General features: G+C 39.4%; 14 protein-coding genes. 6 read left to right on the forward strand and 8 right to left on the reverse strand.

Annotation, left to right across the window (positions count from 1 at the left end):
• Positions 1-34: 34 nt before the first annotated feature.
• Together MB14_RS12940 and MB14_RS12945 are read right to left on the reverse strand one after the other, a co-directional pair.
• Positions 35-406, reverse strand: a complete 372-nt coding sequence (locus MB14_RS12940; RefSeq protein WP_062592218.1) for a cupin domain-containing protein — start codon at positions 404-406, stop codon at positions 35-37.
• 17 nt (positions 407-423) lie between these two features.
• Complete coding sequence (locus tag MB14_RS12945; protein ID WP_084376073.1) at positions 424-1,470, reverse strand: adenylate/guanylate cyclase domain-containing protein; 1,047 nt, start codon at positions 1,468-1,470, stop codon at positions 424-426.
• Positions 1,471-1,690: 220 nt separating this feature from the next.
• Between MB14_RS12945 and MB14_RS12950 the strand changes: the two genes are divergently transcribed.
• The 3 genes from MB14_RS12950 (at position 1,691) to MB14_RS12960 (ending at position 3,971) form a co-directional block, all read left to right on the forward strand.
• Positions 1,691-2,512 carry a glucosaminidase domain-containing protein gene (locus tag MB14_RS12950; protein ID WP_157716591.1) on the forward strand — a complete coding sequence of 274 codons (822 nt, stop codon included), beginning with the start codon at positions 1,691-1,693 and terminating at the stop codon, positions 2,510-2,512.
• Positions 2,509-3,549, forward strand: a complete 1,041-nt coding sequence (locus MB14_RS12955; RefSeq protein ID WP_062592225.1) for a polysaccharide deacetylase family protein — start codon at positions 2,509-2,511, stop codon at positions 3,547-3,549. Before MB14_RS12950 ends, MB14_RS12955 begins: the two co-directional genes overlap by 4 nt.
• A gap of 71 nt (positions 3,550-3,620) precedes the next feature.
• Positions 3,621-3,971 (forward strand): bleomycin resistance protein, encoded by a 351-nt coding sequence (locus tag MB14_RS12960; RefSeq protein WP_062592227.1) that lies wholly within the window; start codon positions 3,621-3,623, stop codon positions 3,969-3,971.
• 20 nt (positions 3,972-3,991) lie between these two features.
• On the opposite strand, the gene MB14_RS12965 is transcribed toward MB14_RS12960, so the two are convergent.
• From MB14_RS12965 to MB14_RS12975, 3 genes are all read right to left on the reverse strand, one after another.
• Positions 3,992-5,653: an amidase gene (locus MB14_RS12965; protein ID WP_062592229.1), complete on the reverse strand. Its 1,662-nt coding sequence runs from the start codon at positions 5,651-5,653 to the stop codon at positions 3,992-3,994.
• 293 nt (positions 5,654-5,946) lie between these two features.
• Positions 5,947-8,631, reverse strand: a complete 2,685-nt coding sequence (locus tag MB14_RS12970; RefSeq protein ID WP_062592231.1) for an ABC transporter permease — start codon at positions 8,629-8,631, stop codon at positions 5,947-5,949.
• A complete protein-coding gene (locus MB14_RS12975; protein WP_053222624.1) occupies positions 8,631-8,960 on the reverse strand; it encodes a PadR family transcriptional regulator in 330 nt (109 codons plus the stop codon). Before MB14_RS12975 ends, MB14_RS12970 begins: the two co-directional genes overlap by 1 nt.
• Before the next feature lie 322 nt (positions 8,961-9,282).
• Here MB14_RS12975 and MB14_RS12980 point away from each other — a divergent pair, with 322 nt between their 5' ends.
• On the forward strand, positions 9,283-10,530 hold the full coding sequence (locus MB14_RS12980) for a serine hydrolase domain-containing protein (protein ID WP_062592756.1): 1,248 nt from the start codon (positions 9,283-9,285) through the stop codon (positions 10,528-10,530).
• On the opposite strand, the gene MB14_RS12985 is transcribed toward MB14_RS12980, so the two are convergent.
• Entirely contained in the window at positions 10,527-12,362 is a 1,836-nt protein-coding gene (locus tag MB14_RS12985; RefSeq protein WP_062592233.1) for a S41 family peptidase, read from the reverse strand. The genes MB14_RS12980 and MB14_RS12985 overlap by 4 nt on opposite strands.
• Positions 12,363-12,572: 210 nt before the next feature.
• On the opposite strand from MB14_RS12985, the gene MB14_RS12990 reads away from it, so the two are divergent.
• Positions 12,573-13,532: a sensor histidine kinase gene (locus MB14_RS12990; RefSeq protein ID WP_172796113.1), complete on the forward strand. Its 960-nt coding sequence runs from the start codon at positions 12,573-12,575 to the stop codon at positions 13,530-13,532.
• Positions 13,533-14,234: a LytR/AlgR family response regulator transcription factor gene (locus tag MB14_RS12995; protein ID WP_062592237.1), complete on the forward strand. Its 702-nt coding sequence runs from the start codon at positions 13,533-13,535 to the stop codon at positions 14,232-14,234.
• 135 nt (positions 14,235-14,369) lie between these two features.
• On the opposite strand, the gene MB14_RS13000 is transcribed toward MB14_RS12995, so the two are convergent.
• Both MB14_RS13000 and MB14_RS13005 read right to left on the reverse strand, forming a co-directional pair.
• Complete coding sequence (locus MB14_RS13000; RefSeq protein WP_062592238.1) at positions 14,370-15,227, reverse strand: SMODS-associated NUDIX domain-containing protein; 858 nt, start codon at positions 15,225-15,227, stop codon at positions 14,370-14,372.
• Positions 15,224-16,111, reverse strand: coding sequence for an ATP-binding protein (locus MB14_RS13005; RefSeq protein WP_062592240.1), 888 nt, complete (start codon positions 16,109-16,111; stop codon positions 15,224-15,226). The genes MB14_RS13000 and MB14_RS13005 overlap by 4 nt, the downstream gene beginning before the upstream one ends.
• Position 16,112: the final 1 nt, after the last annotated feature.

Raw genomic sequence — 16,112 nt, forward strand, 5'->3', positions numbered from 1 at the left:
ATACCTAACAGGACGTTAAGAGACTGAAAATGGTTCAAATCCATTCCTGATCGTTGTGTGTACGCTCATGCTGCACTTCACCCGTATGTTGTGTAGCGGCAGGTTCAAAAAGCATTACCCAAACCTCTTCTCCGTTTTCTGTGCGTGGGTTGTGCTCTACTCCTTTCGGAACAACAATCATTTCACCTTCATTGATCGTTTCTGTTCTATCTCTAAACTCCATGATCAAAGTGCCCTTCCACACCAAAAACATTTCGTCTTCGTTTTCATGGCTGTGCCAAACAAAATCATCCTTCAGTTTGGCCAATTTAACTAATTGACCATTGAGCTCTCCTATTATTTTGGGGATCCAATGGGCTGAAAACTTGGAGAACTTCTCTGAAATATTGGCTTTAGTATTTTCCATAAGTTGATAGTGGCTTTTTAGGCCCTTTCTAGTGAGTAAACTTTTATCAGTTCATGCTTACCTCTCAATTCTTCTTCGCCAAGCAATTCTGGCTTAAAACCTGTCTGATGTCGGATTTTATTATAGTAGCATTCTGAAACCAATAAAAGGCGATCGTATTGATTACATTTCTCTTGTATCCGAGATGTGATGTTCATGGTATCTCCATGATATGCGATTTCTCTTTTAATTTCACCGACTTCAGCCACACTAACTTCCCCCTCGTTGATGCCCGCTTTAAAAACAGGCACAAGTCCATATTTGGCCATATAATTGGCTTCACGTTTTTTTAGTTGATCTTGAAAAGCCCAAAAAGCCTTTAAACAAACTAAGTAGTCCATCGAAGGTGTCGACTTCCAACTTAGCACCACCTCATCGCCTACGTATTGGTAGACTTCAGCACCATATTCATGAATGGCTTGTAAATCGAAAAAACAATCCTGTATAAACTGACTATATCGAATGTGCCCAAGAGTTTCGGCTATAGTGGTAGAACTCTTGAGGTCGATAAACATGAATACTCGATTTTCCACTCGGGGAGTATAAAAGTCGCCTCTCAGTAATTTCCATAAATTACCATCGCCCAACGAGAGATTGATTTGCCTTAACAAGGCCATGATAAAATTGACAAAGATGGAGTAAAAAAAGGCCAAGATTGCCGAAGGGTTGCTTATAAACTGCCAAAAATCAACAGGCTCATGAAAGCCAAACGTAAATTTGATCATGAAATAAGCCATTATAAACATAATGGACATAATGACCACATTACTCACCAAACCAAAAAGCTCTAATCTCCACAGAGGAATCCTTCGATATAAATAGCGCTCAATTTTAATTTGGGTTAAGCCAAACATAATACCAGCCAAAGGCCCAAATATGATCACTAAACGTAAAGCTTGAACTGGCTCAGTAGTAGTCGGAATATTCAGAGTTACACCATAGCTGCGCATTACTACCCAAAAAATAATAGCTATGACCCAACCAATAATGTAATCTCGTAATATCCTTAGATTTCTTTTCTTCATGCGAACTGTTAATACGGCTCTAAGTTATATCAGATATATTTAAAGGCAATTTTTGAGTCAATTCAAATTCCCAGATTGGTAGAAAACATTAGGATTGATTGGAGCTTACGGAATTTATAGTGCATAAATCGAATATGGATTGCACATTTTCTTAAAGTAAAGTATTAGAACGAATATTTAATATCTTTGGCCCATGCCTCAAAGCTACAAAAGGTATAACTTGAAGACACCACTTCCGTTTAGCATATTGCTCTGTTCTCTGATTTTCTCTTGCTCAACACCAGAGGTTTCTAATACCGTTACCTTAGAAGTAAAGCATATAGAACTACAAAGCCCCGATGACATCCTTCCTCTGAAAGATTCCCTAGTGGCTCCCCTATTGTATTCCCACATCAAAGGTATAGACACACTTGATGTGAGTGAGAAAAAGAAGAAGTTTATTTCTGCAGTTCTTCCAGCGGTTTTAGTGGCAAGATATAGAATTGAACAGAACAGAAATAAGGTAAAGAACCTGCTCAAAAAAGAGAACTGGAGCGAACAGGACAGTACTTTTTATAAGCATCTGTGTTCTGAATTTGGTACCGATAACCAAACGGTTTTACTGAACCGAATGGTAACCCACCCCAACAGTATCATTTTAGCACAAGCCATAATAGAAAGTGGATGGGGAAGTTCAAGGGTTTTTCAAGAAGCCAATAATATGTTTGGAATATGGTCATATAGCCCGAATGAGCCTAGAATAGCAGCCAAATTTCAAAGAGATGGTGAAACAATCTACCTGCGCAAGTATGCAGATTTTGCAGATTCTATTGAAGATTATTTAAAGACAGTTGCAAGAGTGAATGCTTATCGTGAATTTAGAGCAGCAAGACTTGTTACCTCAGACCCATTTAAGTTAATATCCCATCTGTCTCATTATTCCGAACGAAGGGAAGAGTATGTTATAGAACTCTCCGCTATGATTCGGTTTAATGAACTAACAAAGTTCGACAACTATACAATCGACCCTTCTTACATCAATTTAAGCGGCAGTATTCAATGAAATACCTTTTAACCTCAACCCTACTTCTAATAACCAGCCTAAGCATTTTAGCACAAGAAAACATTCAGCATGAAGTCACTTCTTTGGTGTATCACAGGTTTGGAGACGACCGATTTCCATCTACTAATATTGCCACAGCAACATTTGAAGAGCATTTGAAATTCTTGAAAGCCCAAGGTTATACTTCTCTCACCATTTCCGAGGTGGTAGACGAAGTAAATGACAGCACAGCTGCTAAACGAAAGTTGGTAGCCATTACTATTGACGATGGTTATAAAAGCTTTTTCGAAAACGGACTTCCACTGCTAAAGAAATATGGCTTTAAGGCTACCCTCTTTGTCAACACAAAATCAATAGGTTATACCGATTACATGTCATGGGAAGATATTCGTGAAGCACAAAAGGCAGGTGTTGAAATTGGAAACCACAGCCACAGCCACCCTTTCTTTTTAAGCGTTTCCGAACGAACACGAAATAGCTTTTTCAAAAGCGAAGTGCAGGAGAGTCAAGACCTGATGAAATCCAACCTCAACTTTACGCCTAAAGTTTTTGCATACCCTTATGGTGAACATGACGAAGAAATGAAGATTGCATTATCTGAAATGGGTTTCAAAGGTGCTGTTGCTCAAAATTCTGGAGTAATCACAGAATACTCCGATGTGTTTCAATTCCCTAGGTTTCCCATGTCAGAGTCTTACGGAGATGTAGATCAGTTTAAGGACAAGATGAAAATGAAAGGATTAGCAGTAACCAATGCCGAAGCCATTTCTACGGGGTATAGTGGCAGTACCGAAAAGCCTAAAATACTTATCGAATTTAAAGAGAATGGCCTTTTTGTGGAATCCATGCAATGCTTTGTGCAAGGCAGTAAATGCGCTAAATCCATGAGAATTACCCGTGACGGAAATGTAGCACTATCTATCCGTCCGCAAACAGATTTAAAAGCCCGAAGAACTTTATTTACCATTACAATTCCCGACTCTAAAGGCAATTGGCATTGGTACAGCTATTTATGGGTAAATCCAGAAATTCAATAACTAAAGTTGCAGAGCAAACTTTCGCTATAGGGTTTTAGTTCTAATTTAAGGCGTTTCTAAACTAGTGAATTATGTTAACGAATATACACCCTAAGCTTCCGATGCGCATGAAAAGTGTGACTCAGGATTTCTATATTTCTAAATTGGGTTTTACCGAATTTGGAAACTATGAGGGCTACCTAATGGTAAAAAAGGATGATATTGAAATCCATTTTTTCGAGTTTAAGGAATTGGAACCATCAGAAAATTACGGACAGGTTTATATCAGAACCAACGATATTGATGGCCTTTATCAGTCTTTCTTAGACAATAAAATTGAAATACATCCTGCAGGACATTTGCAATTAAAACCTTGGGGACAAAAAGAGTTTGCCATCCTTGATCCTGACAATAATTTGCTCACTTTTGGTCAAAGTGTTTAATCTAATACCCTAATTAGCAATTATTTAGAAAACAAAGGTGGATGCTTTTCGTCAAAATCTGTCACATTTTGATACGCTCTAGCCAAGCCTAAAATCACTCCCTCATCGTATAAATTCCCAATTAAGGTCAAACTAGTAGGTCGATTTCTTTGGTCGAAACCTGTGGGAATTGTCACTACTGGGTGTCCGGTTAGATTAGTGGTAAGCAATTGACTACCGCGAGAAGTTTGCGAAATGATTACATCATATTGCATAAAAAGGGCATTTACTTCTTCAATCAATTGTCTTCTTTGGCGGTTGGCCTGCAAATATTCCACAGCGGGAATAAAACGGGCTTGTCGCAACGAATTCGCCCTTGAGCCTGTGGTTTGCTCTACCATATGATCTACCTCACCAGAGCGCACTAGATCATCGAAAAAGGCACCTGCTTCGGAACGCAAAATAATATCGAAAACATTGAAGGGGTAATCTGAAGGAAGTTCGATGGCCGTAGGCGTAATGCCCATATCTTTAAAAACAGCCAATGCCGACCTGATGTTATTTCCCGTAGCAGAAGAGTCTCGATCTATATCTCTTTTTAAATAAGCTACTTTAAGCTCGCTTGGCTTTTTCGTTGAACGATTGAAAGGTGCTGTGTTGGTTGTAGGATCTTTTGGATCCTTGCCGTAAATGGCATTAAACACAATTTCGCAATCTTCTGCCGAACGACACATAGGGCCGATTTTATCCATCGACCAGCTTAAGCTCATTACGCCATAGCGGCTCACCCTTCCATAAGTAGGTCGTAAACCGGTAATTCCGTTTCTAGACGAAGGTGAAGTAATCGATCCTAAAGTTTCCGTTCCTAAGGAGAAAGCCACCAGGCCTGCTGATGTAGCCGAACCGGGCCCTGCAGACGATCCGCTAGCGCCTTGATTTAAATCCCAAGGGTTTTTGGTTTTTCCTCCAAACCAAACATCTCCCCTAGCCAATGAACCCGACACCAGTTTTGCAATTAGCACCGCTCCTTGGGCTTCTAGTTGTTTAACTACGCTAGAAGTGTAATCGATCATTTGATGCTCATAAGGAGCCGCTCCCCAAGTGGTTGGGTAACCTTCTACCGCCATCAAGTCTTTCACACCGTAAGGAATACCATGCAACATTCCTTTGTAGTTTCCTGCCGCAATTTCCTGATCTGCTTTTTTGGCTTGCGCCATTCCGAGTTCTTCCGTTAGGTTAATCACACTTTGGAGCTGCCCATCATAGCGCTTAATTCGGTCGATGTAGAGTTTGGTAAGTTCTACGGAAGTGATCTTTCTATTCTTTAACAGCGAAGCCAATTGCGGAATACTATAAAAGGCTATTTCCTCTTTATTGGCAGGCAATTCTACGTTATCAGGAATAACAAATGGAGCGTTTACTTGAGCCTTTGGAATTTCAAAACCAGCAGGATGTGGATCGAAAGTCATGGCAGGGAAAGTTTCGTTGTGGGTTTCGTACTTCCTCAAGGTGTCATAGCCGCGCTTATTTCTGCCCAAATACTGATACATGGTATCGATGGCATCTTTCCCGAAGTTCATACCCATTAGCTTCTGCCCACTTCGAATATCTCTTTTTGTAAAACCATATTCATTGGTTTTACAGCCAGTAGAAAAAGCCAGAACAAAGCAGGTGGCTAAAATGATCGAGAATTGCTTATTCATAATATTTAGGTTAGAGGTTTTGTAATTGAATGTACAAGATGAAAGCTCAATAAAAAGTAAAAATAGGACGAGACACATTTTGCATGTTATTACAAGAACCGAAATTCACCACTGATTTATAAGTGCAATTTACATCAGTGGAAAATATTATTTGGTGCATTATGTTCTCGCTATTAATAGGACATTTTCAATGTGAACAACGGAAACCAATCAATTCAACCTTTCTTCATGTAAAAAATAATGGACTTCTCTTTCCAGGAAGTCCATTGTAATGATAAATACATCTGTCTTGATTATTCCGTTCTCAAAGCCTTTACCGGGTTCGATTTGGCTGCTCTAATGGCATGATAACTAATCACCAATGTGGTTAAGGCAAAAGCCAAAATCCCGCTTAATAAAAACATATCTACCCCTATATTGATTTGGTAAGCAAAGTCTTTGAGCCAATTGCTCATTAAATACCAGGTAAGCGGCACCGACAATACTATAGCGATCATCAACTGCCAAGAGAAATCACTGAACAGCATTGCGAAGATTTTAACAGGTGAAGCGCCCAAGATTTTCCGGATTCCAATCTCTTTTACTTTGGTATTCACAATCAGAATAGTAAGGCCCAATAGCCCAATACTGGCAATCAGTATACTTAATACCGTAGCAATACCGACAATTTTATTTACCCTTGCTTCATCCTGATACATCAGACGTAACTTCTCATCTATAAAATCGAACCTCAATTCTTCGTTGGGAAAAGTGGAAGCCCAAGCCTGGTCTAAGATAGATTTCACTTCCAAAAGACTTGTTCCATTGTACTTGAAAACCAATTTTGGGGTGGGTGAATCGTTGATACTGATGTCGTTGATGCCAGAAAAAATCGTTTGATCGTTTTGCGTAATCACTAAGGGGCGAACCTCACTATGCAGCGATTCAAAATTAAAATCTTCGGTAACGCCAATTATGGTATGATTACCGAATCCTTCTCCTGGTATTTTCTTTCCAATGGGTTCGGTTAAACCGAAATAGTCAACTGCTGCTTGGTTGAGAATAATCGATTCTCGCTTGTCTAAATCCAGAGCAGGGTCAAAGTCTCTACCTTCCTTCATTTGAATTTCAAAACTGGAGATATAATAAGGGTCAACCACCAATAAGTTGAATTGCTTAAAAGCATCATTGTTATCGTTAAAGCCCACTTTCATCCATCCATTCGAACCAAAAATATGGCTCCCCATGGCTACATCCGATACATCAGGGTTGGCCTCCAACTTAGTTTTCAATAACTGACCGTTCTTAAAGCCTGATGTAAAATTATCGCCTAAACCCTGCCCTTCAGGGTCTGGATATAAAGCCACCGACACCATGGCCTCACGGTTAAAACCCAAATCTTCGTTCTGAATATAATTGAGCTGCTTTTTCATAATCAAAGTACTCGAAATCAAAAATACCGTAAGCAGTAGCTGAAAGACCAAAAGTGATTTACGTAAAACGTTTTTTCCGCCCATGCTAGATTGACCACCCCTCAGTACATTGGTTAATTTAAGGCTGGAAAGCACCAATGCAGGATAAGCTCCTGTAGCCAAACCGATACCCAAAGCCATTACCAAATACACCCAAAGCGACTCGAAATCGAAGGGCATTACCAAATTTGTGTTAGCCAAATTGTTGAAAAGCGGCAAGAGCAAATAGGCCACTACCAAACCAATCACCATGGCAATAAAGGTGATCAGGACACTTTCCGATAAATACTGCCAAACCAAGCCTGATTTCTGTGCGCCTACTACTTTTCTTACCCCAACTTCTTTGGCGCGCTTCATAGACTGCCCCATAGAAAGCGTGGTGTAGTTAATGCAAGCAATAAGTAACACCAACAAGCCAATGGCTCCAAGCACATATACATATTTAGGATTGCCAACCGGCATATTACCCAAAGGGAAATCAGGGTTTAAGTGGATGTCGGTGAGGGGTTGCAAGCCCAAAGTATATTCACCCTCTTCCATCCTATCACCCAACACCGTTTTTATCATTGCAGGAAGTTTTTCTTCAACCGCTTTCAGTGTAGAATTCTCTTTGACTAGCACAAATGTCTCTGGCGAAACATGAAACCAAGCTTGTAAAGCCCGTTTTTCATACAGTAGCTCATCATTTGCATTCGAAATCATCATGTCAAAACTAAAGCCTGTATTCTTGGGCAAGTCTTGCATAATGGCCGACACATTGAATATTCGATTTTCTCCATTCATGAGTACCGAAATCGGTTCACCGATGGGCGTTTTGTTGCCAAAATACTTGGTCGCATAAGCCTCGCTAATTACGATGGAAGTTCTATCTGCCAATGGGTTTTTCTGATTTCCATTTACAATAGGAAATGAAAACATCTCGAAGAATTCTGGACTGGCTATAGCAATCGTCTCATTAATTCTTGCGTTATCTTCACCCACCAAAAAGTTATTGCGGTTGTATTGCACTGCCATTTCTATGTCTGGAATATGATCTTCCAGCGCCTTTTCTAAAGGAAGTGGCGAGTTGGTGTAAAAGAACTGTTGGTCGCCACCGTAATCTTCTAAAGTCCAGGTGCGGTAAATTCTATCTCCTTTTTCATGAAATTGATCGAAGCTTATTTCCTGCTTTACATAAAGTGAAATGAGCAAAAAGCAGGCGATGCCAATGGAGATTCCGGTTACATTTAATAGGGTATTTACCTTCTGCCGCCAAAGTACCCTTGCGGCAATTTTAAAGTTGTTGCGTGTCATTGTTACAATATTTGAGTTGAACCTTGTTGTTTTCTTGATATTGGACCACTTGAAAAAGCGCAGCACATTCCAGGCATAGCGCCAATTGGCACTTCGTTTTCCATGCGCTCGATAGTTGACATGATAGATTTCTTCTAAGTCGCCACTGATTTCTTCCAGAAATTCTTCTTTGCAGAAGAAAGTGAGGAAGCGAAATACCCAGCGTGGTGGCCTTATGGATTGTTGTTCTTTCATTAACTGCTGAATGAGATATTGGGAATGCGGTTGTACAAGCTCATGCGCTGTTCTTGCACTTCGTCCAAAGCCTTTTTACCAAAGGCAGTGAGTTCGAAAATGCGCTTTCTGCGGCCTCCCCTTTCGTTGGTAGACCCGCCCATTTCAGATTTAACAAAACCCTTTTCATCCAAGCGCCTTAAGGCAGAATGAATGGCACTGATATTTACCGATCGACCTGTCTCTTTGGCAATTTCATCCATAATGCCTACCCCATAGGCTTCTGGATAAAGGGCACCTACGGTAAGTAGCACCAGTTCTTCAAATTCTCCGAGGTATGTTCCTTTCATGTGTATGGCTTAAGTTTTATTACTTACACAAATATAAAAGAAATATATCTTTCACTTATGTACAACTAATTAACACTCGTTAACACTGGAGTTGTAATGAGTTGTGGAATGGGTGTATTGAATTGGGGATCAGTGCTCAGAGCTCAGTGTATGGAAGTGAAAAGGTTTGATATTTGTTGTTTGGTTTTTGTTGTATAGTGTTGGACCTGTGAATTGTATTTGCAGAATCAAACAAATCTCAATTAACTATTGAATTAGTTGTTCGGTCGGGATGTTTTCTGCAACTTCCCGTCTCAACCGAAAAACAACCAAAACACTACGCATGAGAACCTTCAAATACATTGCCCTTACCTTACTTGCCATCATCCTTTGGGCTGCTTTTATCATCTATGGTATTTCCGATGGTTTCATTTTAAAAAGCCTTTCTAAAAACGGAAGTCCTGAAGCTTTTATAGAAGCTACCAAAGCAAAAATTGACAAGGAGTTTGTTGGTAATATGGCTATGGTTTTGGTGGAGAATGGAAAAGTAGCGGAGCAGTTCTTCCATTCAGAGGATAAGCCAGTGCATGAAAACACCGTTTTTCAAATGGCATCGGTCAGTAAATGGGTTACCTCTTGGGGGATTATGTCACTCGTGCAAAATGGGCAATTGGATTTGGACAAACCAGTGGACGAATATTTAACCCGTTGGCATTTACCTACCAGCGACTTTGACAATAATAAAGTAACCGTGCGCAGGCTACTCTCCCACTCTGCTGGTTTGGTAGACGATTTGGGCTATGAAGGTTTTGGACCCGATGAAACAGTGCAAAGCCTCGAAGAGTCGCTTACAAAGGCGACTGATGCGGGCTATTCAGATGGCGTGACCAAAGTGGGCATAGCACCCGGAACGCAATACCTGTATTCTGGAGGCGGCTATACCCTATTACAATTGCTGATTGAAGAAGTATCAGGCCAATCTTTTCAAGACTACATGACAGAGACGGTTTTTAAACCGCTAGGAATGAACAATTCTACCTTTGATTTAGAAGTACGCCCTGACCTTGAATTGGCCACCCTTTATAAATCTGATGGTACTGTTTCTGCTCCTTACAAGTTTGCTTCATTGGCTGCTGCCTCGCTGTATACTTCTGCGGCAGATTTAACCAAGTTCTTAATGGCCAATATCAACCCGAACCCAGTATTGAAGTCTGAGACCATCACACAAATGACACAAGCGGAAACCTTTATTGGTAATTTGGGCGTCTATGGCATGGGGCCTCATTTGTATAGCCAAAACGCTGAAGATTCTTATGTGATTGGCCATGACGGCAACAGCAATAGACCGACCGTAAATACAGCGGCCCGCATTGATTTAATGGCTAAAAACGGGATTATCATTATGGAAATGGGCAGCCCTAATATTGCTACTGTGTTGGCAGACGAATGGTTATTTGAAGCCGCTGGCATTGCCGACTTCGTGGTGATCCAGCGCAATATGTCCTATTTGATTATGCTCTTCAGTATAGGCACACTTTTAATAATTATTGGTGCAGTGGTTTTAGCGAGAAGGAAATCTAAAACTCATTAACCCTGTCTTATTATTTGAATCAGCTTATTTAGTTGAGAATCCTCACCCTTCAATACCTGCGCTTCATCTGCTGGAATAACAATATCGGGAACGGTGCCATTTCCATCTAAGGTTTTTCCATTTCTCTGAAAAGACAGCATGGTCGATACCTTGATGCGGATTGCTGAGTTCTTCAAGTACAATACCTGTGAATTTCCGCTTGAACCATCGGTTGTTTCTCCAACGATTTTAACATTTGGTAAACCTTTAAACACACTCGCAAAGACGCTTGCTGCACTAAAACTACTCTCGTTTACCAAAATATAAACAGGCTGAGTATAGGTATAATCTCCACTACGCAAAACCATATAAAACGGAGCACTAAACTTAGAGCTGTCTACTGTCTTTCCAGGTTGAAAGCTCTGATTAAACTTATCAATGGCTTGTCGGTCACGGTCTGTAAATTTCTCAGAGTGATAACTGTACAGGTAGCGTCCATTCATTGATTCCTCGTCTGCATTCAAGGGTTTGTCAGTTCTCAGATAAGCTACATTAGCTACCCAAGGCGACTGTGTGGGTTGCACCACATAGCTTGCCACCGTTTGCAGAATGTCTCTAACACCTCCAGGGTTATTTCTGACATCAATAATGAGTGCTTTGGTATTTGAAAAGCTAATAATCTTGTTTTGGATAAAGTCCTTTAAACCTTCTACATCATCATAATGGTACATTTCCGGAAGATTGATGTACCCAATGTTTTGCCCTAATATTTTGCTTAGCCCATCAAGTTTTCCATTCGCTACCTGCTCACTATGTTTAGCATGTTCTTCGCTTAGTATAGACCTGTAGCCTTTATGCTCATTTGTTAATTGAAAGGTTTCAGTCCTTTCGTTTGTACCATCAGTGAAAACTACTTTTACATTACTTGTACTTTCTAGGTTGTTTTTAAAAAGCAATTCTCCGTACCTCTCAATGGCCAGTGCTCCCAATGTATTTTTTGCCGCCATCGGTGCTTTGGCCGCTTTATAGTTAAAGCTGTTGATCAGCGTTTCTACTGAAACTTCATTGATACTTTTCAGGTATGGGTAATGCTGATCATAGTAGGTGTAGCCTTTTTCAGTCAAACGCTGCTTTGTCGCGACCAACTTTCCATCTATGGTAGTTAGCCCAAAAGGAAGTCTTAAATTATAGCTTTCATGCCCACGACTATCGAATGACTCGTTCTTTATTGAGGAATGTCTATCTCCTATTTTGGCCATGATTTTTGCCATTTCGTGCGCTAACTCATCAATATCTATCGTCTCTTTTTTACTGACAATTGAGCTTGATAATTCTTTTATGGCCGCCTTATAGTCGTAACCCGAAATCTGAGCGTAAGATGATTTAGACTCCAATATTTCCTCAAACTGCTGTAAATCTTCAATGGCTTGTTTATTCGTGATTTTCTGAGGCCGATTGGCTTGTTCGGCACTGGCATTGTATCGAAGTACTTGCTGTCTATTGGCCAAAGTAAATGTGCCTGTGTATGTTTTCGAATTACCATTTCTAGACAGCACTAATTCAACTTTTGCATTGGGTTTATAACCAAGGCCTTGCAATACTTCCACAAGGTCTTCAGAAAACCGCTTTTGCCATTTACCCCCAAATTCACTTTTACTAAACGCTATAATCTCCTCTTTTTTCAGGTGGTCCAACTTTTCAAAATGATACCACTCATTATCGAATCGAACGATAGGCTGGCCTTCTTCCCACTTTATGGCAGTGAAGGGCGATGCCTTTTCCAACGCTAGTTTTTGACCAAAAACCACCAGTGCATTAAAGCTCAAAGCGATTAGAATAACATAGAATCTCATTTTCGATATTTTAGTGATTTACGATCAAACGTATTTTTATTTGAGCTTCAATAAAAATGAGATAGACAAACATGGGGTCTGCACAGATGAACCTAGCTTTCTAACCGACTTAGCAGAATTTGAATTCTATATCTTTACAGGTACTTACTACATACCCATATGTTTCCACTATCGCTTAAGACCATACGAAAGATTAAAGTCATTTTTAATGTGATTTTAATCTCAATCGTGATTCTTCAACTGATAAGAAGCGCTTACTTCTTAATACCAGACGATTGGCTTTTCTTTTGGACAAGCGATGCGCTAGAGAATCTCCTATTCGCTTCAAGCGCCTATGTCTTATATTATTACAGTTTAAAATTCCGTAGCCTTTTGAAAAAAATTGGCTTGGCCAGTGCCCTCATTATTCCCCTAGTGTTATTGGCAGCTCTGAAAAATTATAGAATATATGATGAGCTTAGTTTTGAACAGACCTTTGAGTTTTTCACTAGCTTTTTGGGGCATGCGCTTTTGTATTACTTACTCATCTATTTCGTAAATCGCTTAGAGCTTTTTAGTCGTTATAAGCAACTGGAAGATGAACTGAACCAAGCCAAAGCTCAGTTATTGCGGAACCAATTGCACCCTCATTTTTTATTCAACGCATTTAATTCACTCTACAGTTTATCCCTAAAAAACCATCCCGATACCTCAGAGTATATCCTAAAATTATCGAGTATGATGCGTTATTTGACCGATGAAACGCATTTGAATAAGGTACCACTGAGTAAAGAGTTAGACTTTATTCAGAAATACATAGCCATTGAAAAAATCAGGTTTGGGAACGATGCACGGATTAACCTGAGTATCAATAAGGCTGCTGATAATGAAAAATGGATTGAACCTTTCCTCTTAATTGTTTTGGTAGAAAATGCATTCAAGCATGGTTTTTATACCAATGCCAAAGGTGCATTTGTGAATATTACTGTCACTATTGAACAGGATGAGCTTCTGTTTACAGTAGAAAATAGTGTATTTGAGCAACAGCATTTTCAGGAAAGCAATAGACAGGGAAAAGGGCTTGAAAACTTAAAACAACGTTTAGCGCTGCTATACCCCAATAGTTCGGGTTTAAAAACCACTCATACTGAAGATGCCTATACCACAAAACTTAAATTAACTTTAGCTTAAATGAAGTTGTATAAAACCATAATCATTGATGATGAACCTTTGGCGATTGACGTTATAGCACACCATTTAAAGCGGTTTTCTAATTTTGAGGTCATCCATACATTTACCGATTCGGTAGAAGCTTTTAACTTTTTAAAAGAAGCCCCTAAAATAGACCTTGTCTTTACCGACATTGCCATGCCCGAAATTTCCGGTATTGAACTGGTCAAACTTTCCAAGGCCAATACCAAGTTTATCATCACTACTTCTTTTAGCGAATATGCCGTAGAAAGTTTTGATTTGGAGGTGGTTGATTACTTATTGAAACCTATCTCTTTCGAACGCTTTGCCAAAGCCATTTCTCGCTTTGAAGGTTTGCAAAACCATGAGTATCAAGCCCCGCAATCGCCCTCCTTTTTTATAAAAGAAGGTGATGAATTTGTGAAAATTTTAGTGAAAGACATCGACTATATAGAAGGGCTGAAAGATTACGCTAAAATTGTAGTTGGGAAAAATCATTGCTTGGCTTTAAAAACCCTTAAGTCAATTGAAGAAACGCTAAGCCCCTATCAATTTATAAGAATCCATAAATCATATATTGTACCCTTAACTAAAATAAGCCAGTACAATGGCAGCTGCGTACTGATTAACAACACTGAAATACCTGTGGGCAGCAGTTACCGCGAAGCCCTAAAGACCTATTTAAATAAGAATAAGTTGTAAGCGCATTGTTGATGCCGCTTGCAGCAGTGGTGCCCTTTTGATGATTATTGGCGCGGTGGTTTTGGTGAGGAGGAAAAGGGTTAAGGGTCTAGAGAACATACAATAGGGGCATTAAAACTAAAAAACCACTTACACTCATTTAGAATATTTCATATTCATAGTCCATTTTGTATGCGCTCCTATATCATAAGGTTCATTTCTATCAACTTGACTAAAACCGAGATTATTAATTATTATTTCATCAGCCCACTTTATATAGTCAGTGTCTCCTTTTTTCAATAATTCTATAAGTGCCATCTCTTGTTCATTAGAGGGTAGAAGATCATATACTTCATACTTTAGGATCTCTAGACACCCGAGTTTTTCAGACTTCTTAAGAGGAGTCTGAACATAACCAGCATATCTATAATTCACATGTGGGAACACTTTAAACTCTAGCACCTCATTTCTCACTAACTCTTCACAGAATTCACGCCAATGAGAAATCTCTCTACCCTTACCTGAGTCGAACCAGTCTAAGAATTCTAGAGCTTTTGAGGCAGGCACCATTAATCTCAAATCATCTCGCTTCTCCCCATTTGTTGGTAATTTCTTATCCAGTTCAACATTGTATTTTTCTTGAAGCCTTGACATTTCTCCAGGCAATACTTTATATACCCCCCCCACTGGCTGATAAAAATTCCACTTTGAATTTTTAACTAGCAAATATTTGTCACTAACTCTGATACGGTATATGTATGACATCGAAAAGCGTATTAAACTTCTTCGATGCCATATTTTAGTAAGAAACCATAGTCTGAATCTTTTAATATTCTGAAGTAAACCATCTATAAACCAAGCTATTAAAGGAGCAAGAATACTTATTGTTAAAGCCACGGAAACAGTTAACCAAAAGTTCGATTGAGCTTCATCTTCAAAGAAAGTTGCCATTGCCAAAAGATAGATTATGGCTATTAAAGCTATTATAACATATCTGTTAGATTTAGAACTCATTTTATAACTGGGCTAGGTTTAATATGATTTAAAGTTTCACGGACTATATCATAATTTAATGGTGAACTAGGGAATGCAGCAGCAATAGATTCTGGGAAAAGTCGCAATCTGAGGTCGGAAAAAGAGAAGCCAATACCCTCATTTTCATTAGGGCCAGTGAGTTCTACAATACTTTTTATTTCTTCCGTACTCAAATCTGCACCATCTAGGTCTTTTTCAATCAATTCTTTTCTTTCATCATCCGTTGGTCTTTCAAATTTCACCACAATAGCAGCTCTTCTAATAATGGCTTCATCAAGAAAATGTAGTCGATTAGTTGACATAATGACAATGGCTCTTCCATTTAAGCTTCTTATCTCATCTATTTTTTGAATAAGGGTATTAACACCCGCCTTTTCTTCTTGATGCATCTGATGAGTACTCCTTGTTGTGGCAATCGCGTCTGCCTCATCTATTAGTAAAAATGCTAACCTCCTTTTACCTGCTTGAGTGATGAGTTCGGCAAAAGCATCGTTTACGAGGTTACCCATTTCACCATGTAATCCTTCACCTCTTACTCTTGTACTTAACCTCAAGAAAAACCCTTGTTTGCCGAGCTCTCGGGTCATTCTATCTGCAAGCGCCTCGGCAGAGGCCGTCTTACCAGTACCAACATCTCCCTCAAATATTATTAATGGATACTTATCTACAAGATAATCAACGGCTGGAAGACTTCCCATGTGAAATTTTTGTCTCCACGACTCTAATCCCTCTTTGTCTAGAAGAAGCCTCAAATTATTATGGATACGGTTAAATTTTTGCTCGAAACCGACTAATGTTTCTGCTTTCTCTTTAATCTGAGAATTAGGTAACTCTAAGATGTTATCAAATACTTTGTCAGACATA

Source organism: Roseivirga ehrenbergii, assembly GCF_001593005.1.
Classification (GTDB): Bacteria; Bacteroidota; Bacteroidia; order Cytophagales; family Cyclobacteriaceae; genus Roseivirga; species Roseivirga ehrenbergii.